Source organism: Paenibacillus allorhizosphaerae (genome assembly GCF_042659105.1).
Taxonomy (GTDB): Bacteria; Bacillota; Bacilli; order Paenibacillales; family NBRC-103111; genus Paenibacillus_G; species Paenibacillus_G allorhizosphaerae.
This window is the reverse complement of record NZ_JBHSRV010000006.1, coordinates 191,673-215,297: the sequence shown is the minus strand read 5'-3', so window position 1 is coordinate 215,297 and position 23,625 is coordinate 191,673. Positions and strand designations below refer to the sequence as shown.

General features: G+C 53.4%; 30 protein-coding genes and 1 riboswitch. Of the genes, 16 read left to right on the top strand and 14 right to left on the bottom strand.

Going from position 1 to position 23,625, the window contains the following annotated elements; genetic code table 11:
- Nucleotides 1–39: 39 nt before the first annotated feature.
- Nucleotides 40–327, top strand: coding sequence for an alpha/beta-type small acid-soluble spore protein (locus tag ACFQI7_RS22420; RefSeq protein ID WP_218102853.1), 288 nt, complete (start codon nt 40–42; stop codon nt 325–327).
- A 49-nt stretch (nt 328–376) separates the two neighbouring features.
- On the opposite strand, the gene ACFQI7_RS22415 is transcribed toward ACFQI7_RS22420, so the two are convergent.
- The gene (locus ACFQI7_RS22415; protein WP_230415649.1) at nt 377–505 is read right to left on the bottom strand and encodes a DUF6254 family protein; all 129 of its coding nucleotides are present in this window, start codon (nt 503–505) and stop codon (nt 377–379) included.
- Between the two features lie 269 nt (nt 506–774).
- Here ACFQI7_RS22415 and ACFQI7_RS22410 point away from each other — a divergent pair, with 269 nt between their 5' ends.
- On the top strand, nt 775–1,986 hold the full coding sequence (locus ACFQI7_RS22410; protein WP_218102854.1) for an MFS transporter: 1,212 nt from the start codon (nt 775–777) through the stop codon (nt 1,984–1,986).
- 86 nt (nt 1,987–2,072) lie between these two features.
- Here ACFQI7_RS22410 and ACFQI7_RS22405 read toward each other — a convergent pair whose 3' ends face one another.
- The gene (locus ACFQI7_RS22405) at nt 2,073–2,234 is read right to left on the bottom strand and encodes a hypothetical protein (protein WP_218102856.1); all 162 of its coding nucleotides are present in this window, start codon (nt 2,232–2,234) and stop codon (nt 2,073–2,075) included.
- Between the two features lie 121 nt (nt 2,235–2,355).
- A complete protein-coding gene (locus ACFQI7_RS22400; RefSeq protein WP_218102857.1) occupies nt 2,356–2,784 on the bottom strand; it encodes a MarR family winged helix-turn-helix transcriptional regulator in 429 nt (142 codons plus the stop codon).
- Nucleotides 2,785–2,961: 177 nt separating this feature from the next.
- Between ACFQI7_RS22400 and ACFQI7_RS22395 the strand changes: the two genes are divergently transcribed.
- From ACFQI7_RS22395 to ACFQI7_RS22385, 3 genes are read left to right on the top strand one after another with little or no spacing between them, the layout of a single operon-like run.
- Entirely contained in the window at nt 2,962–3,963 is a 1,002-nt protein-coding gene (locus tag ACFQI7_RS22395; RefSeq protein WP_218102858.1) for a GNAT family N-acetyltransferase, read from the top strand.
- 56 nt (nt 3,964–4,019) lie between these two features.
- The gene (locus ACFQI7_RS22390) at nt 4,020–4,979 is read left to right on the top strand and encodes a D-2-hydroxyacid dehydrogenase (RefSeq protein ID WP_218102859.1); all 960 of its coding nucleotides are present in this window, start codon (nt 4,020–4,022) and stop codon (nt 4,977–4,979) included.
- Between the two features lie 44 nt (nt 4,980–5,023).
- Nucleotides 5,024–5,284 (top strand): YciI family protein, encoded by a 261-nt coding sequence (locus ACFQI7_RS22385; RefSeq protein WP_218102860.1) that lies wholly within the window; start codon nt 5,024–5,026, stop codon nt 5,282–5,284.
- Nucleotides 5,285–5,354: 70 nt separating this feature from the next.
- Here the strand turns inward: ACFQI7_RS22385 and ACFQI7_RS22380 are convergent, their stop codons facing one another.
- Nucleotides 5,355–5,636: a DUF3951 domain-containing protein gene (locus ACFQI7_RS22380; RefSeq protein ID WP_218102861.1), complete on the bottom strand. Its 282-nt coding sequence runs from the start codon at nt 5,634–5,636 to the stop codon at nt 5,355–5,357.
- Nucleotides 5,637–5,850: 214 nt separating this feature from the next.
- Here ACFQI7_RS22380 and ACFQI7_RS22375 point away from each other — a divergent pair, with 214 nt between their 5' ends.
- Complete coding sequence (locus ACFQI7_RS22375) at nt 5,851–6,819, top strand: ROK family protein (RefSeq protein ID WP_218102862.1); 969 nt, start codon at nt 5,851–5,853, stop codon at nt 6,817–6,819.
- Here ACFQI7_RS22375 and ACFQI7_RS22370 read toward each other — a convergent pair.
- Nucleotides 6,783–7,040, bottom strand: a complete 258-nt coding sequence (locus tag ACFQI7_RS22370; protein WP_218102863.1) for a hypothetical protein — start codon at nt 7,038–7,040, stop codon at nt 6,783–6,785. The two genes, ACFQI7_RS22375 and ACFQI7_RS22370, sit on opposite strands and share 37 nt — an antisense overlap.
- Nucleotides 7,041–7,268: 228 nt before the next feature.
- On the opposite strand from ACFQI7_RS22370, the gene ACFQI7_RS22365 reads away from it, so the two are divergent.
- Entirely contained in the window at nt 7,269–7,595 is a 327-nt protein-coding gene (locus tag ACFQI7_RS22365) for a hypothetical protein (protein ID WP_218102864.1), read from the top strand.
- 257 nt (nt 7,596–7,852) lie between these two features.
- Here ACFQI7_RS22365 and ACFQI7_RS22360 read toward each other — a convergent pair whose 3' ends face one another.
- Nucleotides 7,853–8,479: an FMN-dependent NADH-azoreductase gene (locus ACFQI7_RS22360; protein ID WP_218102865.1), complete on the bottom strand. Its 627-nt coding sequence runs from the start codon at nt 8,477–8,479 to the stop codon at nt 7,853–7,855.
- Between the two features lie 261 nt (nt 8,480–8,740).
- Complete coding sequence (locus ACFQI7_RS22355) at nt 8,741–9,037, bottom strand: hypothetical protein (RefSeq protein ID WP_230415651.1); 297 nt, start codon at nt 9,035–9,037, stop codon at nt 8,741–8,743.
- 291 nt (nt 9,038–9,328) lie between these two features.
- Between ACFQI7_RS22355 and ACFQI7_RS22350 the strand changes: the two genes are divergently transcribed.
- Complete coding sequence (locus ACFQI7_RS22350) at nt 9,329–9,994, top strand: tetratricopeptide repeat protein (protein WP_218102866.1); 666 nt, start codon at nt 9,329–9,331, stop codon at nt 9,992–9,994.
- On the opposite strand, the gene thiO is transcribed toward ACFQI7_RS22350, so the two are convergent.
- Together thiO and ACFQI7_RS22340 are read right to left on the bottom strand one after the other, a co-directional pair.
- The gene (thiO, locus tag ACFQI7_RS22345) at nt 9,984–11,141 is read right to left on the bottom strand and encodes a glycine oxidase ThiO (protein ID WP_218102867.1); all 1,158 of its coding nucleotides are present in this window, start codon (nt 11,139–11,141) and stop codon (nt 9,984–9,986) included. The two genes, ACFQI7_RS22350 and thiO, sit on opposite strands and share 11 nt — an antisense overlap.
- A 50-nt stretch (nt 11,142–11,191) precedes the next feature.
- The gene (locus tag ACFQI7_RS22340) at nt 11,192–11,908 is read right to left on the bottom strand and encodes a thiamine phosphate synthase (protein WP_230415653.1); all 717 of its coding nucleotides are present in this window, start codon (nt 11,906–11,908) and stop codon (nt 11,192–11,194) included.
- 221 nt (nt 11,909–12,129) lie between these two features.
- Between ACFQI7_RS22340 and thiD the strand changes: the two genes are divergently transcribed.
- The 3 genes from thiD to ACFQI7_RS22325 all read left to right on the top strand — a co-directional run bounded on the left by thiD (nt 12,130) and on the right by ACFQI7_RS22325 (nt 14,469).
- A complete protein-coding gene (gene thiD / locus ACFQI7_RS22335; protein ID WP_218102868.1) occupies nt 12,130–12,936 on the top strand; it encodes a bifunctional hydroxymethylpyrimidine kinase/phosphomethylpyrimidine kinase in 807 nt (268 codons plus the stop codon).
- 128 nt (nt 12,937–13,064) lie between these two features.
- Nucleotides 13,065–13,505: a DUF86 domain-containing protein gene (locus ACFQI7_RS22330; protein ID WP_218102869.1), complete on the top strand. Its 441-nt coding sequence runs from the start codon at nt 13,065–13,067 to the stop codon at nt 13,503–13,505.
- A gap of 334 nt (nt 13,506–13,839) precedes the next feature.
- A complete protein-coding gene (locus ACFQI7_RS22325) occupies nt 13,840–14,469 on the top strand; it encodes a helix-turn-helix transcriptional regulator (protein ID WP_218102870.1) in 630 nt (209 codons plus the stop codon).
- Between the two features lie 108 nt (nt 14,470–14,577).
- Here the strand turns inward: ACFQI7_RS22325 and ACFQI7_RS22320 are convergent, their stop codons facing one another.
- Nucleotides 14,578–16,203, bottom strand: a complete 1,626-nt coding sequence (locus tag ACFQI7_RS22320; RefSeq protein WP_218102871.1) for a DUF2339 domain-containing protein — start codon at nt 16,201–16,203, stop codon at nt 14,578–14,580.
- 245 nt (nt 16,204–16,448) lie between these two features.
- Between ACFQI7_RS22320 and ACFQI7_RS22315 the strand changes: the two genes are divergently transcribed.
- On the top strand, nt 16,449–16,628 hold the full coding sequence (locus tag ACFQI7_RS22315) for a hypothetical protein (protein ID WP_218102872.1): 180 nt from the start codon (nt 16,449–16,451) through the stop codon (nt 16,626–16,628).
- Nucleotides 16,629–16,753: 125 nt separating this feature from the next.
- Here ACFQI7_RS22315 and ACFQI7_RS22310 read toward each other — a convergent pair whose 3' ends face one another.
- The 3 genes from ACFQI7_RS22310 to ACFQI7_RS22300 form a co-directional block, all read right to left on the bottom strand.
- Nucleotides 16,754–17,068 carry a DMT family transporter gene (locus ACFQI7_RS22310; RefSeq protein ID WP_218102873.1) on the bottom strand — a complete coding sequence of 105 codons (315 nt, stop codon included), beginning with the start codon at nt 17,066–17,068 and terminating at the stop codon, nt 16,754–16,756.
- 2 nt (nt 17,069–17,070) lie between these two features.
- Complete coding sequence (locus tag ACFQI7_RS22305; RefSeq protein WP_218102874.1) at nt 17,071–17,409, bottom strand: DMT family transporter; 339 nt, start codon at nt 17,407–17,409, stop codon at nt 17,071–17,073.
- Between the two features lie 102 nt (nt 17,410–17,511).
- Nucleotides 17,512–17,615, bottom strand: a riboswitch (guanidine-I (ykkC/yxkD leader).
- Between the two features lie 86 nt (nt 17,616–17,701).
- Nucleotides 17,702–18,847 carry an LCP family protein gene (locus tag ACFQI7_RS22300; protein WP_218102875.1) on the bottom strand — a complete coding sequence of 382 codons (1,146 nt, stop codon included), beginning with the start codon at nt 18,845–18,847 and terminating at the stop codon, nt 17,702–17,704.
- A 427-nt stretch (nt 18,848–19,274) separates the two neighbouring features.
- On the opposite strand from ACFQI7_RS22300, the gene ACFQI7_RS22295 reads away from it, so the two are divergent.
- The gene (locus ACFQI7_RS22295) at nt 19,275–19,847 is read left to right on the top strand and encodes an FAD-dependent oxidoreductase (RefSeq protein ID WP_218102876.1); all 573 of its coding nucleotides are present in this window, start codon (nt 19,275–19,277) and stop codon (nt 19,845–19,847) included.
- A 63-nt stretch (nt 19,848–19,910) separates the two neighbouring features.
- Here ACFQI7_RS22295 and ACFQI7_RS22290 read toward each other — a convergent pair whose 3' ends face one another.
- Entirely contained in the window at nt 19,911–20,546 is a 636-nt protein-coding gene (locus tag ACFQI7_RS22290) for a bifunctional 4-hydroxy-2-oxoglutarate aldolase/2-dehydro-3-deoxy-phosphogluconate aldolase (RefSeq protein WP_218102877.1), read from the bottom strand.
- Between the two features lie 314 nt (nt 20,547–20,860).
- Between ACFQI7_RS22290 and selD the strand changes: the two genes are divergently transcribed.
- The 3 genes from selD to ACFQI7_RS22275 all read left to right on the top strand — a co-directional run bounded on the left by selD (nt 20,861) and on the right by ACFQI7_RS22275 (nt 23,620).
- Complete coding sequence (selD, locus tag ACFQI7_RS22285; RefSeq protein ID WP_377517668.1) at nt 20,861–21,913, top strand: selenide, water dikinase SelD; 1,053 nt, start codon at nt 20,861–20,863, stop codon at nt 21,911–21,913.
- 88 nt (nt 21,914–22,001) lie between these two features.
- Entirely contained in the window at nt 22,002–23,030 is a 1,029-nt protein-coding gene (gene mnmH / locus ACFQI7_RS22280; protein WP_218102879.1) for a tRNA 2-selenouridine(34) synthase MnmH, read from the top strand.
- Nucleotides 23,031–23,170: 140 nt separating this feature from the next.
- The gene (locus ACFQI7_RS22275) at nt 23,171–23,620 is read left to right on the top strand and encodes a DUF948 domain-containing protein (RefSeq protein ID WP_218102880.1); all 450 of its coding nucleotides are present in this window, start codon (nt 23,171–23,173) and stop codon (nt 23,618–23,620) included.
- Nucleotides 23,621–23,625: the final 5 nt, after the last annotated feature.

The following is a 23,625-nucleotide window of genomic DNA, read 5'->3' as shown; positions in this document are numbered from 1 at the left end:
AGCATGCCGTTATCAAACGTACGGAAGGAGTAGGAAGCTATGTCCAGAAGAAGAAGACCGGTCGTACCCGGTGCCGGCCACGGGCTGGATTTGTTCAAAGCGGAAGTGATGAAAAAACAAGGATATGCCACAAACGCGGAAAGACCGGACCAAGTGAAATATGAGGTTGCGCGCACGCTTGGCATTCCGCTTCAAGCTCCAGGCGCGAACGGGAATTTGACGACGGAGCAAGCGGGGAAAGTCGGCGGTCAAATCGGAGGAACAATGGTGCGGGAAATGATTCGCATGGCGCAAGAACAACTTGCTCGCGGAAAGCGGCAAACGTAAGCGATAGGAGACCCCGGAGCCGTGAGCGGCTTGCCGGGGTCTTTTCACATTACAGTTCGGTTTGTTGTGCGTCATACTCGTTCGCATATTCTGAAAGCGATTTGATTTTCCCGTGCGGTCGTTGCGTTTGCTTACGAATTTTCCACGCGTTTTCTTCGCGGCGCTTTGAATGGCTCATCGAGATTGCACTCCTTTTCCGAATGTGAATGGTGTTGCTCCTATAGCATGGCAGCCTTGTTCTTTTTTTATGCCGCAAGCGGCGGCTCCATTTTTTTAATGCACTGATGAACATTCCTCTCAGCTCGAGCCGGCAGCCGTTATATACGATTGGTATAACGTCAGCCATTGTGCCTGTTCCGGTTCGTCTGTATTATGGATAAATGAAGGCGGCCAACCGATCAATGTCACGCGAGGCTGTCAACTGATAATAATGGAGAGGTTAGGCGAATGAAAGCTTTTCTTTGGAACGGATATTTATCGTATTTATTGATCGGTTTGGCGCATGTCATCATGGGGTCGCTGCTGCCGGAAATGCTGGCTTTTTACGGCAAAGATTACAGCTCCGGCGGCCAGCTAGTATCGCTCCAGTTTCTCGGATTCCTGATCGGCGTACTGACTGGACCTTGGTGGTCGGGAAAACTCGGGAAACGCGGCGCCCTGTTTTTGTGCCTGGGATGTTTGAGCGCGGCCGAGCTTGTCTTTTTCATGCTGCCTTCCTGGACGATGGTGCTGGCTGTAGCGCCTTTCGCCGGTTTCGGATTCGGGATGGTGGAGACGATTATCGGAGCGTTGGTCATTCAATTTTTGGAGGGTAGCAGGAAAACGTTCGTGATGACGAGACTCGAGGTGTTTTTTGGCGTTGGCGCGTTGGGGATGCCGCTCGTCTCTTCCTTGTTCATTTCCGGCGGATGGTGGCGGGGCGCATTTCTTGCCCTAGGGTTATTGTCGCTTGCCATGATCGTTTTATGGGCGCTATTACCGCTCGGGCGGATGAATGCGATGATGCAAAAGCCAGCGGACGCCGGTTCCGCATCGGGAAATTCGCGGTCTTTCCGCAATAAGCCGATAGGCATGTTTGCCATATTTATTGCGGTATTCGCCATCTACGTGGGCACTGAAATGAGCATAGCCAATTTCATCCCTTCCATCCTTGTCGCGAGTGTTCAGTTGAAGCCGGAGATTGCCGTGCTCGGAGGAACCTGCTTCTGGGGAGCGATGGCGATTGGCCGATTGTTTGCGGCCGGCTTGGCGGAAAGGCTCGGTTATGTCGTTTACTTGCTGCTCAGCTGTGCCGGCGGCTGCGTCGTATTGGCGTGCTTTGCCATGGTCCAAGGAACGGTAGCCAGTTTTGCGCTCATTGCGCTGCTTGGACTCGTTCTGTCCGGGATGTTTTCCATTGCGCTTATTTATGCGAACAGCTTCTTTAAAGGACTGGAAGAGCGGGTAACCAGCGTATTAATCGCTTCGGGCGGCGTCGGCGGGGCGACCATTCCACTGTTTACAGGCTGGTGTCTCGACCGCTTGACGCTTCAACAATCGATCTGGATGCTGGTTGCGTTGTATGCCTTGATGCTCGTGCTGGTCTATCAGGCTTCACGCTCGCGAAGTGCCAAAGCTATGGCCGCACGTGCGATACCATCGGAAATTTCGGAAACATAGAGTCGTTGAATCGCTTGTCAAAAAGCCTTTTGCAGCCGCATGATCCCATCGCTGCCGAAGGCTTCTTGCACAATCATAAGTAACGTCTATCGATCCAAGTGCAATTCTTCTAACGTATATTGATGATTCCATAAAAATTCCATGTCGTATGCCGTAGAATCGTGAATGATAGCTTCAAGCAAAAACGTGCTGAAGGCAATGGTAATGGAAGCGAAGAGCGTCAGCCACATTAAAAACTCGACAACCATAACACTCGCTCCTTTCGTGTATCTGATGCTATCATTCTATGAATGCGTTCACAGAATGATGATAAGATACGCGAAACAATTTTAAGCGCGAATGGACGGGCGGAAGCCGAGTTGGTCCGAACTAGTCCGTCTCCTTCAAAATTTGTTTGAAAATACGGCTCAGATGCTGGACATCCTCCTCAGACAGCTTGCCGAAATAACTTTCGACCACCTTCTTGCGGTGGGCCCTGAGCGAGGCTAAAATTTCGCGGCCTTTATCGGTAACGCGAAGGTAAACTACGCGGCGGTCTGCTTCCGACCTTGTCCGTTCTGCAAAGCCGCCGGCGATCAGCTTATCTGACAACGAGGTGACGGCACCCGAGGTAACCCACAGCATCTCGGCGATCTGGGATACTTTCAAGGGTCCGTCGCACTCCAACTTCTCCAATATAACCGCTTGAGAGGCGGTTACGCCCTGGTCTTCGAATTTGGACCAGCTGGACTTCACTTTTCGAAACAATTGTCTGAACGTTTCTTCGAATTCATAGATGTCGTCTTCTTGATGCGACATGAAATTCCCCTCCAACTTTTTGGCCATAGTTATTATTACTATTTATTTCGCAATCGGTTTCGCGGTACAACCATTTTTGTTGCGCGAAAAATTGGTAAAATCATTTTCTCCCTATCGAAAAGAGACGGCGGATGACACAATGGGAACGATAACACGCGTAAAAAGAGGGATGCAGCGATGAACTATACGATTCGAAACGTACGGCTGCCGGACGATTACCGATCGATCGCGCGGGTGTTGAATAGTCATCTGTCCGAGCCGACAACGCCCGAGCGGCTGGAGGCCGAGAACGCGAAAATTTCCGCTCAAGGAAAATTGACGAAAGACGATGCAGGGTTTCTGACCGGATTTGACCGCTTGAAGCTGGTCGCGGAGGACAGAGAGGGTCATATCGTCGGCTACGGCATTTCGTGGCGTGCGCCCTGGACGCCGGCAGGGGAGCTTCATCATACGCTTGTCGTAGAGCCGAAGGCTCGAAAACAAGGTGCAGGCGGCATGCTTTACGAGAGGATGGCGCAGTGGGCACTGGAAGTGGGAGCGTCGCAAATCAACTACACCGTGAAAGATAACGATCCGGACGCGCTGCGGTTTGCCGAAACGCGCGGATTTCGCAAGATCCGGTACTCGTTCGAGTCGGTGCTTGATTTGCGAAAGAGGGGGAGCGCTTCTTCGTTGGATGCGGGTGCAAGCTTCCTCGAGGCTCAAGGCATTCGTCTTATGACGCTGAGCCAATTTCCTGGGGAAGCAAGTGAGCAAAAGCTGTATGCGCTGTATTGCAGCACGACACCGGACATACCGGGATACCGGGAATCGACCCCCGTCTTTCGGGAGTGGCGCAAATGGACGCTGGAGCTCCCGGGCGCCGCGCCGGAGCATGTTCTTCTGGCTGTCGCCGGGGATCGGTGGGTCGGCGCTGCCAATCTGTTGTATCAAGAGGAGACGAACAGTTTTTATCACGAATATACCGGTGTGGAAAGGGACTTTCGGGGCAAAGGCGTCGCCACGGCGCTCAAGCGGGAAGCGATTCGGCTTGCCCGTAAAGCCGGGGCCCGCTACTTGCGGACGAATAACGATTCAATGAACGAACCGATGCTGCGCATCAATCGGGATAAGCTCGGGTATGTCTCCGTTCCAGGCTTTTACCGGATGGAAAAAAGGTTGACGCCGCTTGAAACATAAGCGCGTTATGGTAAAATTTGATTTATGCTTACTAAAAGAAAAGGAGACGAGCTGCATTGAATATCGTCGTTCTGGACGGATATACGCTGAATCCCGGCGATTTGAGCTGGTCGGCGCTTGAACAGCTGGGAACCGTCACGTTGCATGACCGCACGCCCGAGCACGAGGTTGTCAGTAGGGCATCGGAAGCCGACATCGTGCTGACGAACAAGACGCCGTTGTCTGCGGCGTCGATCGCGCAGCTGCCAAAGCTGCGCTATATCGGGGTGCTGGCCACCGGCTACAACATTGTCGATATCGAAGCCGCCGCGAAGCGGGGCATCGTGGTTGCCAATGTGCCGTCTTACAGCACCTATTCCGTCGCGCAGCTGGTGTTCGCGCTGCTGCTGGAGCTGTGCCATCGTGTCGGCCGCCACGATGACGCCGTGAAGTCCGGCGCATGGGCCGCTTCGCCGGACTTTTGCTTCACGCGAGCGCCGCTCATCGAGCTCGCGGGCAAAACGATCGGCCTGATCGGCCTCGGCCGGATCGGCCGGCAAACCGCGCGCATCGCCCTGGCGATGGGCATGCGCGTCGTGGCCGTCGGCAGCGGACGCACCGCCCCCACTCCCGAGGAGGGGGTGGAGTGGGTGACGCTGCCGGAGCTGCTGCAGCAGGCGGACGTTGTCAGCCTGCATTGCCCGCTCACGCCCGCTACGCAAGGGCTCATCAACCGCGAACGCATCGCCTGGATGAAGCCGACGGCGATGCTGATCAACACCTCCCGCGGCCCGCTGATCGTCGAGGACGATCTGGCCGCGGCATTGCGCGAGCAGCGCATTCAGGGAGCGGGCCTCGACGTGCTGGCGGCGGAGCCGCCCCGCGCCGATAACCCGCTGCTCGCGCTGCCGAATTGCATCGTCACCCCGCATATCGCGTGGGCGACGAAAGAAGCCCGTGTCCGCTTGATGGACACGGCGGTCGCCAACTTGGCGGCGTTCCTCGCCGGCAAGCCGGTTCATGTGGTCGGCGGCTGAGAGTCCGCCGACGGGACGTTACATAGAAGGAGCGAAGAAATCATATGAAGCATTTTGTCGTGTTTTTACCGATGAAGGACGAAGAGAAAAGCCGGGTTTACCGTCCGGAGCATCTGGCTTATCTGGAGGCGCAGCGCGCCAAAGGGCGTATATTTGCAAATGGCAAGTTTGTCGACGGATGGGGCGGGATGGTCATTTACCGCGCCGAATCGATTGCCGAAGCGCAGCAGTGGGCGGAAGAAGATCCGTTTGTGGTGCAGGGTGCGAGAAGCTTCGAAATCCATGAATGGGATATGGTTCAATAATACAGTAGCGGCGCATCGCGGTCGCAGTCATAAGGCTGATGAGCGGGATTTCGGATTGCGTTCATCAGCCTTATTTGCCGTGTGATCTGTGCCGGTTTTCCTCAAATGGCCATTTCGTTGCCGGGGCGGACTTCTTTTCATTTTTATCCTTGTCGTCGCCGTGCGCGTCTTCTTCTTCCTTGTCTTCTTTATGTTCATGGAATTGCACGGTCTTCTGGCCCGTAATGTAATCGAACGGCGTGTAGCGGCTGTCGGGCACTTCTTTGTTCATGACCGCTTTGATCATAATGTACACGATGAGCACAAACACTGGGACGATGAGTGACAACACGAGAATAGCGGAATAATCCATTCGGGCGGCCCCCTTTGCGATCATTATGCCATGTCGGAACATAAAATGAAAATCATGTTGCACTGCATCGCCACGCGCTGTGTAGCCGAAGCTTCCGGTCGCTTCCGGCTTGATTTGGCAAACCGTACAAAAAACCGTTGAAATAAGTAATATTGTCCTTTAAAGTTGGGAATAGGTTGGAAGCTTGCTAATGAGAAGAGGAGAATCGAAAACGATGGAGCATTATGTTGGCGTAGATATCGGCGGGACCAATATCGTGTGCGGTTTGACGGACGGAACAGGAAACGTGCTGAAGACTTCTAAAATGGCTACGGAATCAGGTAAAGGCAGCGCACATGTCGTGCGCCGGATCGGGGAAGCGATAAGCCAGCTTGCAAAGGAAGCCGGTGTGTCGGTGAAGGCGGTCGGCATCGGTGTGCCCGGGTTCGTCGACCATAAACAGGGGATTTCCGTTTTGGCGGTCAATCTAGGATGGAAAGATCTTCCACTGGCAGACAACGTCAGTCGCGAATTGGACGGTATCCCGGTATTTGTGAACAACGACGTACGCATGTATACATATGGGGAAGCGGTCGCCGGAGCAGGCCGCGGCTATAGCCATGTGCTCGGCATTACGCTCGGGACGGGGCTCGCCGCTGCGATGATTAACGATGGCCAGCTGTATTACGGCGCGGGGGGACGCGCCGGCGAGCTTGGGCATATCGGGATGGAAAACATTCCTTACCGGTGCAATTGCGGGTTGACCGGCTGTCTGGAGACAGCCGTATCGGCGAGCGGCATCGCCCGTCAAGCGAAAGAAGCCGTTGCCCAAGGCAAACAAACGCTGCTCGCGCAGCTATTTCCTGGCGAACAACTGGACCGCCTGACGGCTGCGGACGTATCGCGTGCGTATGATCAGGGAGATGCTGTGGCCCGTGAAATTATGGAGCATACCGGCAAGCTGCTTGGCAAAGGGCTGGCTTCCGCCATCACTTTGTTCAGCCCGGATGTCATTGTAATCGGCGGCGGAGCGGCGCTTGCCGGAGATCGTCTGTTCCGGCCTATGCGAGAGGAACTGGAACGTTCGGCGCTTGATTTTTACTGGAAAGATCTTCACATCAAGGCCGCCGAGCGGAACGAGGATGCCGGCGTTGTCGGCAGCGCGCTTTATGCCAAAGAACGGGCAGAGGGGCAGCAGGCATAACGAACGGAAACACAAAAAGAAATGGAACCGTCACTGTCATGAATCGACCGGTTCCATTTCTTTTTGTGCTTTTGCTCGAGTTTTCGCGTCTTCTCGTGCAGTGTGGGCGTCGTTCGTTCCGCGGGTACAATCCCGTTCCAGCTGCCTCTTTTCCATTCCGGATTCAACTTGCCTTGCCTCTCCGCTTTCATTCTTTGCTTCTTGGACTCACTTCGTGCCATGTCCGGCACCTCCTATTAAAGTATCTCCCTTACTATAGCACGAGACGATTCGTTATGAAAACCGGCGCTTGCATCATATGACAGTTTTCGGACAAGTGTCGCCGCAGCGTTGTGCTGTTTATAGTCTTCATGGTAAGCTAGTGGTTGTGCCGGGGATGTGCCCGGTGCCCGGACAAGCCATTCACGCTTCGGCTGCCCGGAACATGGAATGTAATGGAGTGGTTCGCCTTGACATACGATACAATCTATTGGATGGTTTTGGGGGCATCGTTCGTGCTTACGGGAATCGTAGGCGTGCTCGTGATGCTCAAAACGGAAAAGCTGCTGTTGTCATTCATAGCCGGCTCGCTGATCAACATATTGATTATCGGCGCGGCCTGGTGGTGGTGGTCCACCATGTTCGCAGGAAATGAACAGCAATTTTCGCGACAGTTCGGGCTATTCGGCTTTGGGGTATGCTTCGTAAACAACGAGGTGCTGCTCTTTTTTGCCCAGTTGATTATGAAACGAAAAGTAGCGTTTACGTACAAGCCGGATAATCCGGACGATCTGTAACATAACTGTAATCTGATGTTCATCAGCCATTAATGTTGGAGGGATATAATCATAGTCGACCCCCTTTTTTAATATATATCCCTTGACAGCCTACAATCGACATGATTGTAGGTTTTTTGTTTTGCGATTCGCGCAGTCGCTTGAGGGGGGACAGCACAAAAAGACCGCAGGACTTGTCGAGCCCTGCAGTCTTTGTATCGCAACGGTTACATCAGCCTTGCAGATGTCAGTTGTCGAGTTATGTTTGGAAGGGAAGCTTAGAATTTGGCTGCGACTTGAGCCGTTTGTTTCAATCCTTCGCTTACAATATCCTTCGCACGGTCCGGGAATTGGTTATGTCCTTCGATCACGACGACTTCAGGGTTTTTGATGCCGATAAAGCCCATCATCGTTTTCAAGTAGTTAAGGGACATTTCAACGGAAGCCATCGGGCCTTCGGAATATACGCCGCCGCGAGCGTTCAGCAGGGCGACTTTTTTGTCACCAGCCAGACCAACCGGTCCTGTTTCCGAGTAGCGGAACGTTTTGCCGGATTGCGTAATGTAGAACAAGTAAGTCAGAAGCTGTGCCGGGATCGTAAAGTTCCACAGCGGGAACGCGAACACGACTTTATCAGCGGCGAGGAATTGATCCAAATAACGGTTGGCGAGATCCGCTGCTTTTTGCTCTGCGGCTGTCGTTTCGATGCCTTTGGCTTGCTTGAACAAGCCGGTCATCATCTCGGCGTCGAAGTACGGAAGCTCGGTCTCGAACAAGTCCAGCTCTTGGATTTGATCGTTCGGATTTGCTTCTTTATACGTATGCAGGAATGTTTCATACATTTGAACCGAGACCGCTTGCTCTGCAGGTCGGTTATTCGCTTTTACAAAAAGAACTTGTGACATTTGTAACATCCTCTCAAAATAATTTATTTACTTTATAATAACAACTTACTTTACGTAAGTAATGATATATAACCAACTTACAAAAGTCAAGTGAATATTTTTAAATTACTTAAATGGATTGTATATCAGAAATTCCCATTGCACCAAAGAACACTTTATGACGCTATACATTTCGGATCAACAATGGTTTAAAGGGGGAGGGAGCGGGTCATAACGATTTGACCCACGTGCAAAAAAGCAGGGAACCGGACCCGGAACATGCTACCGGGCAGCTCGCCTGCTTTTATCTTTCCCTTTATTGTCGAAATCGAGAAACTTGATTTCTTTCGCGTCCCAACGGAAATTGGCGATAAAAAAGCCGATACATCCGAATACGAAAAGGCGTATATATAACCATTCCTTCGTAAAGGTTTGTTGGGTTAGCCATTGGATGGCTGTGAACAGTACCGTCAGCGCGATCCCCCACAGCAGCACGCCGGATAAAAATACGTATCTGCCCTTGCCCTTCTTTCTCGTCTCCCGCCATTTGGCCGCTTGCACTTCAGTCATCGCACTCATTCGAAAGCCGATCCTCCCGTGGTTGTTGTAAGTCAATCCATTCAAGAACGTGTCCGCCATTTCCTGCTTGTTCGGAAATTGTTCACAAATATAAACGGTTCGCGGTCAACATGGCGAATATCGGATAGTGATATAGTAGTGGAAAACGTGCTTCGGCACAAACGGCAGCCGCAGCATGGGCAGGGCATTCGCATCGCTGACAGAATATTTTTCCAATTGTGACTGTTTCGCCGGATTTGGCTAATTATGGTACAATCTTTATGAATATCGGGAAAGGAATGAAGGCGGGTCATGAGCAAACTTATTTTGTTTCCCCTTCTATGGTGGATTACGGGGAATCCTTTTATCGCATTGGTTGTCTTATTGATCATTTTTTACGTGTTCGAGCGCCGGTTCATCGGGCTGACGCCAAGTGTGCTCAAACCGCTGCAGCGTGGCAGGCGGCTAGCAAGACTCAAAGAAGAGCTGCGGATGAATCCGCACCATACGACAACGAAGCTGGACATCGCGAGAATTTATATGGAGCAAAAAAAGTACGCCGCCGCGCTTGAATTGCTGCAGGAAGTGGCGGCCGTAATGGAAGAATCGGCGGAAGTTTTGTGCGAGCTCGGCATTTGCGAATTGCGGCTCGGCCGTCTTACGGAAGGAGAAACGTATCTTCTTGAAGCGCTGAATCGAAATCCGAGAGTGAAATACGGAGAGCCGTATTTGCGGCTTGGCGAAGCTTATGCCGCCACCGATCCGGAAAAAGCGATTCGTTACCTGGAGCAGTTCCGCGAGGTGCACTCCTCTTCCTGCGAGGCTTACTACCGCCTGGGACTGCTGTATCGGCAGTTGGGACGATACGAAGAAGCCCGCCGGGCGTTCCGTGAAACGGTGGAACTGTACCGGGGGCTTCCGAAATATAAGCGGCGTCACGAGCGCAGATGGGCGCTGCTCGCCAAATTCAAATCGTAGCGGTCGCCGCTTTGAGCACTCGGGATGGCGCATAAGGCGCCAAGTCCAGAAACGGCTGCTCGCTAAGCGCAAGCTGCTTCACGATGCGGCCGGTCACGGGCGCCAGCAAGATGCCGTTGCGGTATTGGCCGGTCGCGAACACGAGCCCGGGCGCTTCGTCCCATACGCCAAGGAAAGGCAGCGCATCCCGGGTTCCGGGCCGCAATCCTGCCCAAGTGCGGACGAACTCGGCTTCCGCCATCCGCGGAAGCAGCTCGACCGCTTTGGCATGCAGCTCGGCGATGGTCTGCACGTGGATGCGTTTGTCAAAGCCGGCCTCAAGCTGCGACGCTCCGATAATATAGCTGCCGTCCAGCTTTGGCACAATGTAGCAGCCTTTCGTGAACACGGTGGAGCGGATCAGCGGGGCATCGGTTCGAACCGAGATGCACTGGCCCTTTACCGGGAACATCGGAAGGGAGAGACCGATCGGTTCCGTTAAAGCAGGCGTCCAGGCGCCCGCAGCCAGGACGGTCAAGTCTGCATACAGCGGGCCTTCCGACGTTTGGACGCCGGTAACGCGTCCCGTACCCGGTTCCGAGAGCAGCCGGATCGCCGGGGTCCATTCGCGAATGCGGCAGCCTTGGTTCACGAGTGCCGCTTTCAGCGCTTCGGCGAGCCACACAGGCTGAACTTGATGGTCGGCAGGCAAATGCAGCCCGCCATGAATATCGGGCGATAATTCCGATTCCAGCCGCAGCATCTCGGACGGCTCCAGCCACTCCGCCTCCCGAATCCACGCCAATCGGCTGCGCAGCTCCTGTTCATCTTCTGCGGTCAGCGCTGCGCGCAATATTCCCTCCGCTCTGTATTGCACGGAAATTCCGCTCGCTTGTTCCAGTTCGTCCGTCCATTCGGTGTACATCCGCTGGCTGGCGCGGCACATTTCATAGAACGGCCCCGGCTGATGCGTTTCCACCTGTGCGCCGAGCATTCCCGCCGCTGCGGTAGAAGCTTCCTGAGCCAGGCCGCCTTTGTCGAGCACCGTGCAGCGGAAGCCCGCTTTACCGAGCTCGTAAGCGGCGGCGCAGCCGATCACCCCGCCGCCGATGATCAATGCCGAAGGCTGCGCGCCTGCGGCGGTTGTTTGATTCTTCTGTATCGTCATGGAAATTCTCTCCTTGGTCCGTTCGTTCGAGCCCGGCTGCCGCCGATCGTTCAATGGGCGGCAAGCCGAGCGTTGTCGAGCGCTTCGCGGAACGCGGCGATTTGTCCGGCCGGCTCGGCGTGACGCAGCACCGAGGACAATACGGCGATGCCGGCAGCCCCGGCGGAAATCACCGCCTGAACGCGCTTCGGTTCGATGCCGCCGATCGCAATGACCGGAACGGGCGACGCCTTTGCCGCTGCCGCTAGCTCGTCAAGGCCGCGCGGGGCAAGGCCGGGCTTCGAGCCCGTCGCGAATACGTGGCCGAAAATCACGTAGTCGGCGCCTTGCCGGGCGGCCTCCGCCGCTTCTTCGGCCGAGTGCACCGAGCAGCCGACAGCCATGCCGGGCGGCGCGATTCGCCGCGCTTGTGCGGCCGACAAGCTGCCGCCGGTCAGCTGCACGCCGTCGGCGTTCGCCGCCAGCGCCGCATCGAGGCGGTCGTTCAACACGACCGCCGTTTGCGGCAGCAGCGGCTTGAGCCTCGCGTGCCAGTCGACAAGCTCCCGCGCGCTGCGATGCTTCTCGCGCACATGCAGCACGTCGATGAGCGCGCCGGGGCAGCGCTCGAGAATTGCTGCGACCGCATCCAGCTCCTGCTGTCCGGTCGTAATGACATGAAGCTGAGGCCTCGCAATTCGCATCGTCCGGACCCTCCCGAAGTGTCGTTTTACCTCATCATACTGCTGCGCGGCGGTAATCGTCAAAGTGTTTGCGGAACTTGTCATAAAATGATCACGAACCATCCTGGACGTATCTGCGGATTGCCTTGACGCTGACGGAATGGAAGTAATAAACTTATAGGAAAAGAGACGTGCCCGAATGCGCTTGAACGATTCAGAAAGCAGGTGTGGAACGTTCATGATCAGGCTGCAAGGAAGTTCATAGCCATTCAGCGATTGCATCGGAACGATAAATAACAAGGAAATTCAGGAGGAATCGCATCGTCATGATATATAAAGCGTTAACGATAGCCGGATCGGACAGCGGCGGGGGGGCCGGCATCCAAGCCGATCTTAAAACGTTCCAAATGCTGGAGGTATACGGTATGTCGGCGCTCACCGCGGTGACGGCGCAAAATACGCTTGGCGTGCACGGCATTTACGATATGCCGCTCGAAGGAATTGCGAAGCAAATCGATGCCGTATTCGAGGATCTGGGCGTCGATGCCGCCAAGACGGGGATGCTTTCGCAGCCGCAGGTAATCGAGCTTGTGGCGGAACGGGTGCGCGCGCACGGATTGGAGCGGCTCGTCGTCGACCCGGTGATGATCGCCAAGGGTGGAGCCAGCCTGCTTGCAGAGAGCGCGCAGGACGCGCTGCGCGAGAAGCTGCTGCCGCTTGCGGCCGTCGTGACGCCAAACATCCCCGAAGCGGAAGTCATTACCGGACGGAAGATTTCGACGCTGGACGAGATGAAAGAAGCGGCGGTGTGCATTGTCAAGCAATTCGGCGCAGGAGCGGCGGTCGTCAAGGGCGGCCACAGCGAAGGAGCCCCGACCGACGTGCTGTACGACGGGGAACAATTTTACCTTCTCACCGCCGAGCGCTACACGACGCGTCATACGCATGGGACGGGCTGTACGTTTTCGGCTGCGATTACGGCGGAGCTCGCCAAAGGACGAACGCTGCTCGACGCAGTGCATACGGCAAAACGATTTATTACACTCGCCATCCGTGATGAGCTTGGCATTGGCGGCGGTCATGGGCCGACGAACCATTGGGCGTACTGGCGTGACGAACAGGTCAAGAAATAAGGGAGCATAATCTAAGATGAGCTATGAGTATTTGATGCAGGCGGTGCTGCTAATTTTTTTACTGATTGTATCCTTCCCGATCATCGTATGGTGGTCCAAGCGGAAAAACAGGAAACGGAGATAGCCCGATGTATTATGTGAACCATGAACAGATCGATTTGCGGCTGGCGCAGGTGCCGATGCTGCTTGACGCCTGCCGTGAGTTGCAGGAGGAATGGGGGGCTCTCGCTCTCCGTTCGGGAGAGCTGCTGCTGCATTTGGCGCAAGAAAGGCTGCTTCACCTGGCGATCGAGATTGTCACCGATGTCGGAAGCTTATTAATTGACGCGTTTATGATGCGGGACGCGAGCAGCTATGAAGATATTATCGATATACTGGAAGGGGAAGGCGTCTTCAGCGCAGAAGTAGCAGCCACCTTCAAGGACTTGGTACAGCTGCGCAGACCGCTCGTTCAAGACTACCCCGTTCTTCGGCGGGAAGGCTTGCATCCGCTAATCTCGCGCTTGCCGGCGGCGATGCAGTCGTTTGCCGATGCGGTTCCGGCTTTTATAAGCAAAGAGAAGCTGTAGCGGCTGACATGGAACCAAGGATTTTTGGATCGCTTGTTGACTAGGGTATTATCCTTCTCAACTTCACTCGCCGTTGCAACATGAGCTGCTCGGAGATCCTATCCCCGGCAGCTCACTGCTGCAACCTTCGCATGATTACCCCTGTCCGTTTAATGCCGCCTGCCTCCGTTTGCGAAGATTCCCCATTCGCCGTAAAGCATTCATTTCCACAGTTAGGATTTTACATACATTTTAGTATACTAATTTACTTATGATCTGTTTTCGTATACAATAATTTTATTCATAACGTTAATTATTTTCGAAAGAATGAATTCAAACGAGGCGGTGATACCGGTTGAACCAGGAACAGGATGTATCTACCCGTAAAGTCATACTGAATATGCTGAAAACAAGGGGCGCTTTAAGTGTAAACGATATGTCCAAGCAGCTCGGCATTACGGAAATGGCGGTTCGCCGGCATTTGAACACGCTGGAAAGAGACAGCCTCATCGATTCCAAGCTTGTTCGGCAAGCGATGGGGAGACCGACCCATATGTATTTTTTGACCGTTGCTGCGGATGAGCTGTTTCCGAAAAAATATCATCATCTGACGCTCGACTTGCTGGAGGAGCTTCAAGCTGTGGCAGGGGACGACAAGGTGGAGCTGCTGTTCGAGCGCCGTAAAGATAAGCTGATCAGCCGATACGAAGAACGCATGGCGGGCAAATCATTGGATGAACGCGTGCAGGCGCTTGCCGATATTCAGAATGCAAATGGTTATATGGTGGAGCTCGAGAAGACGGACGCCGGAAACTACGTGCTCAATGAGTACAACTGCCCGATCGCTCAAGTCGCCAATCAATACAATCATGCATGCAACTGCGAGCTGTCGATGTTCCAAAGCTTGCTTGGAACCGAAGTGGAGCGGACCGAGTGTTTGGCCAAAGGCGACAGCAAATGCACTTATAGGATACAGAAACAATAAACCCATCTTCTCCGCGTTCGTTCTCGAAGAAGATGGTTTTTTATTGCAAGAATCGGACCATTTGTACTTAGCAGCTTTTTATATGCGGCTACGGCTGCTTTGAAACATTTATTTTGTGTTTGTCGGCGTCAAGTCCGTTTCTCCGCTTTTGTCATGATCCGGCGGTGTGGCTTCGGTCTGTGGATTTTTTGCGGCCCATTTGCCGTTGATGTAGGCGATGCCGAACGTAATGATACCAAGCAGGAACAGGACGATGACTTTGTAGATCGTTTCGCTTCCATACAGATCGAAGAGCAGCGTTTTGACGGCTACGCCGACGAGAACGAAGGAGCCGAAAGCGCGATACATCGTCTGTCGGCTGTAGGCCCCCCAGAGGAACAGCAGCAGCGCATAGAGACCCCACGCGACCGAAAGCGTCAAGTTCAGGTCCATGATTCTGCCAAGCTCGTAATACGTGATCATGTTTTCCGCTTGCACGGTAAGCAGCCCGCCTACCACTAAATGGCTGAGTACCGAGAAGACGCATGCCATACTTCGGTTGTCGCTCTCCCGAAGCTGTCCGAACTTACCGGCCAGAGAAATGTAAAAGCCTACCGCAGCCAGCAGCTCCCAGGCAAGAGCGGCCCAGTTCAGGAATGGGATATATACCCCGAACCATATTCCCCAAGGCGTATCCCACGTGGTATAAAACCAGTAAATGCCGACGACGATCCAGATGATCATAGCCGCTCCCCGAAGAAGCTCCCATCGTTTCCATGCTCCGACGGCCAGAAGGATGATCGAAACGGCAAGCCAAAAATATACGTTTAACAGCGGCTTAACGGCGAGACCTTTGCCAAACTGGGTCGAGGCGACCAATATGAGCAGTATGCCCCCGAACAGCTTCGACATGACCGGTCCGGATATCGATACCGTCAATCGTCCGACGGCGAATGCCAGCGCTACATAGACGACACCCATCAGCATCAATGGATAAGCGAACGATGCTTGCCCCTCCAGCAAGATGACGGCCCATAAACCGAACAGGACGGCATTGACGAAACCGAGGTACAAGTTCAAACCGTCGAATTTCAAGTTGTTCTTCCACGAAGAGAAGAAGAAAGCCAGCATATAAAAGACGTAAGCGGCCAGTGCATAGCGGAACGGCAAGCTCCAGACGCGATCGATGAGCGGGTTCATCTGAATAAAATAGATCCAATAGAGCAGCCACGTTCCCGCAAAGCATATGAGCTTAAGTTCGGTCCAGGCTACCCGGATGCTGACGGTAAAATAAGTGCAGTTCAGCACAAGCAAATAAAGAAACAGGGTAAATACTTGATCCGTCTCCGGGCGCAAAATCATCGGGGACATCAATCCGCCGAGCAGTGCCATATTCATAACTAACCGCAGGCGCAGCTTGTAAGACAGCACAATCATTCCTATCGTCAACGCAAGCATGCATAAGAAGACGGTCATGGAATCCCACAGCGCGAAGTAAATGCCCGAGTAGGAGAAGGTAGTATAAAGAATGGCCGTGCCCAGTCCCGCGGCGATTTCTCCGGCCATTCTCTGTTTACCTAGCAGCTTCAGCCCGCCTATGGCGCAGCCGGCACCGACGGCAAGACCGAGTCCGATTTTGATCGTGTCCGTCATCCAGCCCTGCATCAGCGTATATTTGAACAAGTACGCAAAGGCGCAGAGAATAAACAGAGCTCCCAAAACGCTGATCCATGATTTACGCAAAAATTCATTCATTGTCAGTTCATCCCCTTAATCGATCGTTCGTCTTGCTTCCAAGTGTATATTCCGGCATCTGTTTCCGGTAAGTACTAACTTGCTCTAGTACCTTTACGCCGGGATCGAAACATTTAGACTTCGGACAAGAGCGAACGTGCCGACTGAACTGCATAACTTTCCATGTGTTTTAGTTCATAAGGAGGGACGCCGTGGAAACCATAACAATAAGAACGACGAAGAACATATGAGGAGGGATCGACTCGATGGAAAAGGAAGAAATTCAGAAACTTGAGCATAAATTCGACCGGCCGTTAACGGAAGGGGAAGCCGCGGAAATATTGAATGAGGAAATCATCCACCGCGACGATGAGGATTTGTACGATGATCCGGATGACAATTGGATCCCCGCAGCCATGAGCCGCTGGATGAGAAACGGACAGTAAGCGGACTATATGTCGATTATGGGGCGGTATGCCCATTCCATCCGCCCGTGCCAATGATAAAGCGGACTGAAGCCCGAAGCCCGCTAAATGGCTTGTACCATGCAGCTCCGGGTTCGGCGCGCCGCTTAAGCAATCAGCTTCAAGCCGATGGCGGCGACAAGCACCATAGCGATAAACATGATGCGTCTCCAATCTTTCGATTCCCCGTATACCAGCATACCCAGGAGAGCGCTGCCTACGGTGCCGATGCCGGTCCAAATGGCATAAGCGGTTCCCATGGAAATGGTTTTCATGGCGTATGACAATAACATCAGGCTGAACATAAATCCGCCGAATAAAATCAAATATGACGTAAAACTCTTCGATTGATTCACTTTATTAATGCCGGATACGCCGATGATTTCGCACACACCGGCCAATACGAGAGCTAACCAGGCCATCGTTATTGCACCTCCTTCGCGGATGTTTTGCCTGTGATCATCTTTAAGCCGATGACGCCGGAAATGAGCAGCAGGATCAGCAGCAGTTTTGCTATTTTAAACGGCTCGCCGAATACGAGCATTTCCATAATGACGGTTCCCGATGTGCCGATACCGGTAAATACGGCGTAGGTGGTGCCGACGGGCAGCCGTTTGGATGCCCGAATGAGCAAATCCATGCTGATCAGAATGGCGATAATCGTGCCTAACCAACCGATCAAGCTATTGGAATGCTTTAACCCTATGACCCAGGCGATTTCAAATAATCCGGCAATGAAGACCATTAACCAATTGCGATTCATCTTTCTTTCCTCCCCGTGAAGTGCATTGTATAAACCATTGACATTAATTTGCCCATTCGTTCAGAAAAGAAAAAGCCCGGGAAAGATATCACTTTCGTGATATCCTCCCGGGCTTTTGTCCCTCCGTGTCACAGGTTCGCGACCTGTGCGTTTTCCCTTGGACCAGACCGATCGAGCGAAATCGCGGAACCCTAGAAAACATAAGTATTTACTTTCTTCGAATGAACAAGGTATCCCAATAATAGCGCATACTATTGAATTAATCAACTGTTATTGCCCGGCCGATTTGGAATCAGAAGGGGGAGCGGCCGATTGTTCTTACGGTCGATGATGGAATGGGAACTTTCTTGTCCGGCTCCAGCCTGAATCGTTCCATCAGCCGGTCATAAGTCGCTTCGGTTACCGATGTCCCGCCACTGGACGGAAAGGTATCGTCTTCTTGCTCCGTTTGTGCCCGCAGTGCATTGATCGCAGCGCGCATATCCGACTCTTTCGGTATGATATAAGGGCTGGCCCATTCCCCGTTCAAATGGATGAAGTCGATCGTACTTGGCTTCAGCTTCGGGAAGGACAGAATGAAATTTCGCAGCTGATCGGCAGGAATGTCGGTTTTCACGTTGCGCCCCGCGATTTCCAGCAGGTCTCCCCACTGCGTGATGCCGCTAAAGGACGTCATTTTATCGAGCAGTTGGTTCAGCACTTCTTGCTGCCTCTGATTGCGGGCAATGTCGGACGACTCTTCCGTACCTCGATTCGATTTGCGGTATCGCAGGAAATCGAGCGTCTGCTTGCCGCTCAACGTTTGCAGCCCTTTTTTCAGATTGATGTTCGTCCCGTCCTCGTCGTCTACATACCGCATATCCATATCGACATCTACTTTTACGCCTTTCAGGGCGTCAACGACTTCCCGGAACCCGTCAAAATCGATCACGGCCATATAGTCGATCGGAATATCGAACATGCGGCTAAATAAAGCTTTTGTCTTGGGAATCGCCGTGTTTTTATCCTGGTTATAGTAATAGGCATAGTAGTAATTGATTTTATGCGAGGATAACCCGAATTCCTTCGGCTTTAGCTCCATATCCCGCGGGACGGAGACGATCGTGGCGGAGCTCGTCTGCGGGTTTAAAGCGACAAGCATCAATACGTCCGAGTTCATGCTTCCGCCGCTGCCTTCGCGATGGTCGACCCCGGTCAGCAAAAACGTCATCGGTCTCCACTCGTTCCCCGTCGATGCTTTCCCCGATATCGGAATGGTACTGATAGGGGGTGTTTCACTCAGATCAGCCGGTCCGGCAGACATTTGATTCAGCGCATGGTTCGCTTGATATACCAGATAGGCGCTATAGCCGCCGGCTCCGACGCATAATACGGTCAAACAGATCAAGGCGGTTTTCAGAAATTTCGGCCGCTTTTTTCGCGGTTTGGATACGGGCATGTCGAGCCTCCTTATCGTACCTGTCGAACACTGTCTAATATTATAACGCAAAATGAATGGCAAAAGGTTACAAGGAAATGGCGTATGTAAAGTAATTATACAATTTATTGTATAAATTGGCTTCTGTCTATGAGGACAAATTATCGACTTGGTTCGACACTTTTACATGAATAACTGACGAATTAAAAAGGGGAACGGTTCAATTTTTTCTAATAACATCCGCGCATCGAACTTGAACACGCCTTGATCGTATGCTTATTCCTGAATTTGACAACGGTTTCGAGATATCCGATAATGGACTTGACGTGTTCTTATCATATAAAAGCTGGTTATCATTCGTAACCAGAAATCTATTCCTGCCAGTGTTGCTCAGCGAATCTGCGCGGCTTCATGCGCGTTCGACATAATGGAAAGGGGAAGATGAACCATGTCTTATGATATTGCCATTGTCGGTGCCGGTCCGGCGGGAGCAAGCGCAGCGCTGTTTGCTGCAAAAGCCGGAAAGAAAACGCTTGTAGTCGACAGCGACCAAAGCATCACGAAGCGCGCCTGGGTTGAAAACCATTACGGCGTTTCCGAAATTACCGGCCCCGATCTGGTGGACATCGGCAAAAAGCAGGCATCCAAATTCGGCGCGGAGCTCGTTCAGGATAAAGTGGTGAACGTGACGAAAGCGGGCGAAGCATTTCAACTGCAAACCGAAAACGGCGGCAGCTATGAGGCAAAGCACGTCATTCTGGCAACTGGATTAATGGTTGACTTGGCTGAAACGATCGGTGTAAATACCAAACCCGGTACAGAGCCGCGGATTAAGACGGTATTGGATGTAGATGCCAGTGGCAAGACCAATGTCGCGGGGATTTGGGCGGCAGGAACTGCGGCAGGCGTATCCGTACATACGATCATCACGGCCGGCGACGGTGCGAAAGTGGCGATAAACGTCATTAGCGAGCTGAACGGCGAGCGTTACGTGGATCACGACGTTATGAAAAAAGAGTAAATTGCTAAAGGGCGGCTCCTCCGACTGTGAGGAACCGCCCTTGTTTGTAGCAACACGCTGCGATCAGCTTTTTGAGCGATCGATCAATCGGGAAGCTTTGTCGCGAACCCAGCCGAAATTGCCTGCCGCAATTTCCTTCAGGTTGACGAGCGAACCGCCGATGCCGACGCCATAACAGCCGATTTTCATAAAATCGCCAATGTTTTCTTCGCTCACGCCGCCGACCGCCATCATCGGAATATGGTTTAGCGGCGCCATTACTTCTTTGAGGTACCCGATCCCGAGGCTTGCTCCCGGGAATATTTTGATTGCCGTTGCACCGGCTTTCCACGCTTTGACAACTTCCGTTGGCGTCATCGCGCCCGGAAAGATCGGCGCTCCGCGTTCTACGGCATAGCGGATGACCTCTTCATCAATATTCGGCGTAACGAGATACGATGCACCGGCGTCAAGCGCGCGCTTCGCATCCTCAACATCGAGCACGGTTCCGGCCCCAATGTACATGGAATCGCCGTAAGCTTGCTGCAGCCGCCCGATCATCCCGAGCGCGCCTTCCGTATTCAGCGTTACTTCCATGATCGGGATGCCGCCGTCCCGCAAAGCTTCGGCCAGACTTGCAATATGTTGTTCTTGTACGCCTCGTACGATGGCGATGATTTTTACCGCTTCAATCAGCTTCAAGCCCTGTTCACGATTCATTGAATTACCCTCCGCCTTATTCTTAGTCGCATACGTTCATTATACCACCGGTTGGCAAGCAGCACCATGCTTAACGGGTATATAGGGGCAGCTTTTGTGCGGCATGGCGGCTCGCTTTTTTTTGTGGGCCATCTATGATAATCTGTAAGTTAGCGTAAATGTGGACAGATTTCCTTCCTATGAAAGCGATCTGGCATCCCTATTACTTATTGCAGTGCTGTTGAATGCATGCTTATCCGGAATGCAGGACCTTTGCAGGTTGATGCGAGTTACCGGTATCTTATAACAAAGGGAGACGATCTTCTAACATGACGATGAGCGAGAAAATCAAGCTGACTTCCTATTCCACCAAAGGCGGCTGCGGCTGTAAAATCGGTCCGGCCGATCTTCACCAGGTCATTCAAACGCTGCCTCCGGCCGAACCGGATCCGAACCTGCTCGTTGGGCTGGATACAAGCGACGATGCCGGGGTGTACAAGCTGACGGATGAACTGGCTTTGGTTCAAACGGTTGACTTCTTCACGCCGATTGTCGACGACCCGTATTCGTTCGGACAAGTGGCTGCGGCCAATGCGCTCAGCGACATTTACGCAATGGGCGGCAAGCCGTTAACCGTGCTGAACATTGTAGCGTTTCCTATCAAAAAGCTCGATAAAAGCGTGCTAGCCGATATTCTCCGCGGGGCGGGAGACAAAGTAAAGGAAGCGGGCGCGACGCTCGTGGGCGGTCACTCCATCGACGACAACGAGCCCAAATTCGGGCTTGCCGTAACGGGCCTCGTACATCCTGCCAAAGCCAAGACGAACACCGGCGCAAAACCCGGCGACAAGCTGATCCTGACGAAGCCGATCGGTGTCGGCATCTTGACGACCTCGATCAAGAAAGACGCCTTGAGCGAGGAAGAGATCGCCCGGGTTACGAAAGTGATGACTACGCTGAATAAAACGGCTGCCGAAGTGATGGAGCCTTACGACGTGCACGGCTGCACGGATGTAACCGGCTTCGGCCTGCTGGGCCACGCTGCCGAGCTGGCCAAGGGCAGCGGCGTCGGCGTACGCATCGGGCAAGCCCAAGTTCCGGTGCTGCCCCGCGTTCGCGAGCTGGCGGAAGCGGGCTTCGTGCCCGGCGGCACCAAGAATAATTACGCGCATCTGGAAGGCACGGTTACTTTCGCGTCGTCGATCGACCAGATCGACCAATGGATATTGTGCGACGCAGTCACGTCGGGAGGGCTGCTGATCTCCGTCGCCGCAGATCGAGCGGAGGCGCTGCTCGCCGATATGTACGGTGCCGGCGTTGAAGCAGCTATCATCGGAGAGACCGTTTCCGATCACCCTGGCGAGATCCGCGTGGAACCGTCATTGTAGTCCATTGGCCTGATTCGTTTCTTAGCACGCCACTTGTGAAACGAGTCGAACCCGAGCGTATTAGTTATATCACAAAGGAGCGAGCCTTTTGTTTCAAGACATCCATGTGCAGGAACTTCTGGAACTGCAGAGCAAGCGGGAACTGGCGCTTGTCGACGTCCGTTCCCCGGGGGAATATGAGGAATTCACCATCCCCGGCAGCAGCAACATCCCGCTCTTTACGAACGAAGAACGGGCGGAAATCGGGACGATCTATAAGCAGGTGAGCATCGAGGCGGCGAAACATCGCGGGCTCGAGATCGTCTCGGCCAAGCTACCGGCGTTTATCAAGCAATTCGAAGCGATTGAGCCGCGCAAAGCGGTGTTTTGCTGGCGGGGCGGCATGCGCAGCCGGACGACGGCAACGCTGCTCTCGCTGATGGGCATTCGCGTATACCGGCTAGGTGGCGGCATCCGCGCCTATCGGCAGTGGGTCACCGGCCTGCTGGAGTCCTTCGAGCTGAAGCCGGAGATGATCGTCATCGGCGGCAACACCGGGACGGGCAAGACGCTTATGCTGCGTAAGCTGGCCGAACGCGGCTATCCTGTCCTGGATCTTGAGCATCTCGCCGGACACCGCGGCTCGATCTTCGGTCAAATCGGACTCAAGCCGAACAACCAGAAGACGTTCGAATCGCTGCTGGCGCACGAGCTGCTGCGCCTAAACGAGAAGCCGTATATTTTGGTGGAGGCCGAGAGCAAGCGGGTCGGCAAAGCGGTTTTGCCCGAATTTCTGGCCCGTAAGAAAGAAGAGGGCAAACCGATCATCGTCGAGATGCCCTTGGAGGAACGGGTAAGGCATATTATGGACGATTATCATCCGCTTGAGCATAAGGATGAATGTATTGCGGCCTTCGAGCATATTCGAAGACGTATTCATACGCCGGTCGCTGCGGAGATTGAACGCCATCTGCTGCTGAATCAATTCGAGGAAGCAGTCGCGCTGCTGCTTCAGCATTACTACGATCCGCGGTATGAGCATGCCGAAAGCCGGTACGCCAAAGAGCCGGTTCGTCTGCAAGCCGACTCCTTGGACGATGCCGTTGAACAAATCATAGCCCAGTTAAAACAAGTCTAAGTCCCGGCTTTCACAGCGAGGCTTTTTTTCTTTCCCAAAAAAAATGATCGTTTCCTGTGTCAAGACAAGGCTTACCGTCTTATACTATATTATCTCAATTGGGCATTCGTCCAGAAGCAAGCTGCAGGGGACGGAGGTGGATGCATTTGTGGTGGCAATACGGTATAGCGGTGTGTATGGTTGCCTTCTTGATCCTGACGTTGTATGGGATTAGGCTGCTTCGCCGGGCGGATGCTGCCTTAAAGCAGGCGGAAGCGGCTCTCCGTGAGGTTCAGCAGCAGGTGACGCAAACGACAGGTGAATCGGAACGGCTGTTCAAGGCTTCTACCGTGCTGGTAGAGGATTTGCAGGGCAAGCTGACCGCTGCGGATGCATGGTTCAAGGCGGCCAACGAGACAGGGGAAGCGATGAATCGCGTTTCCCGCTCCGTCAAGGTCATGTCGCAAACGGTGGAACATTCGGTTCTCGAAGCTCGAAGAGCCGTACATAATAACCAGGATACCGTGAACGACCTGATGGAACTGACGACCGCCGGAATTCATCTCTGGCATCGCCTGCAAGCTTGCAAGCGATCAAAATCGAAGGAGTGAAGTGG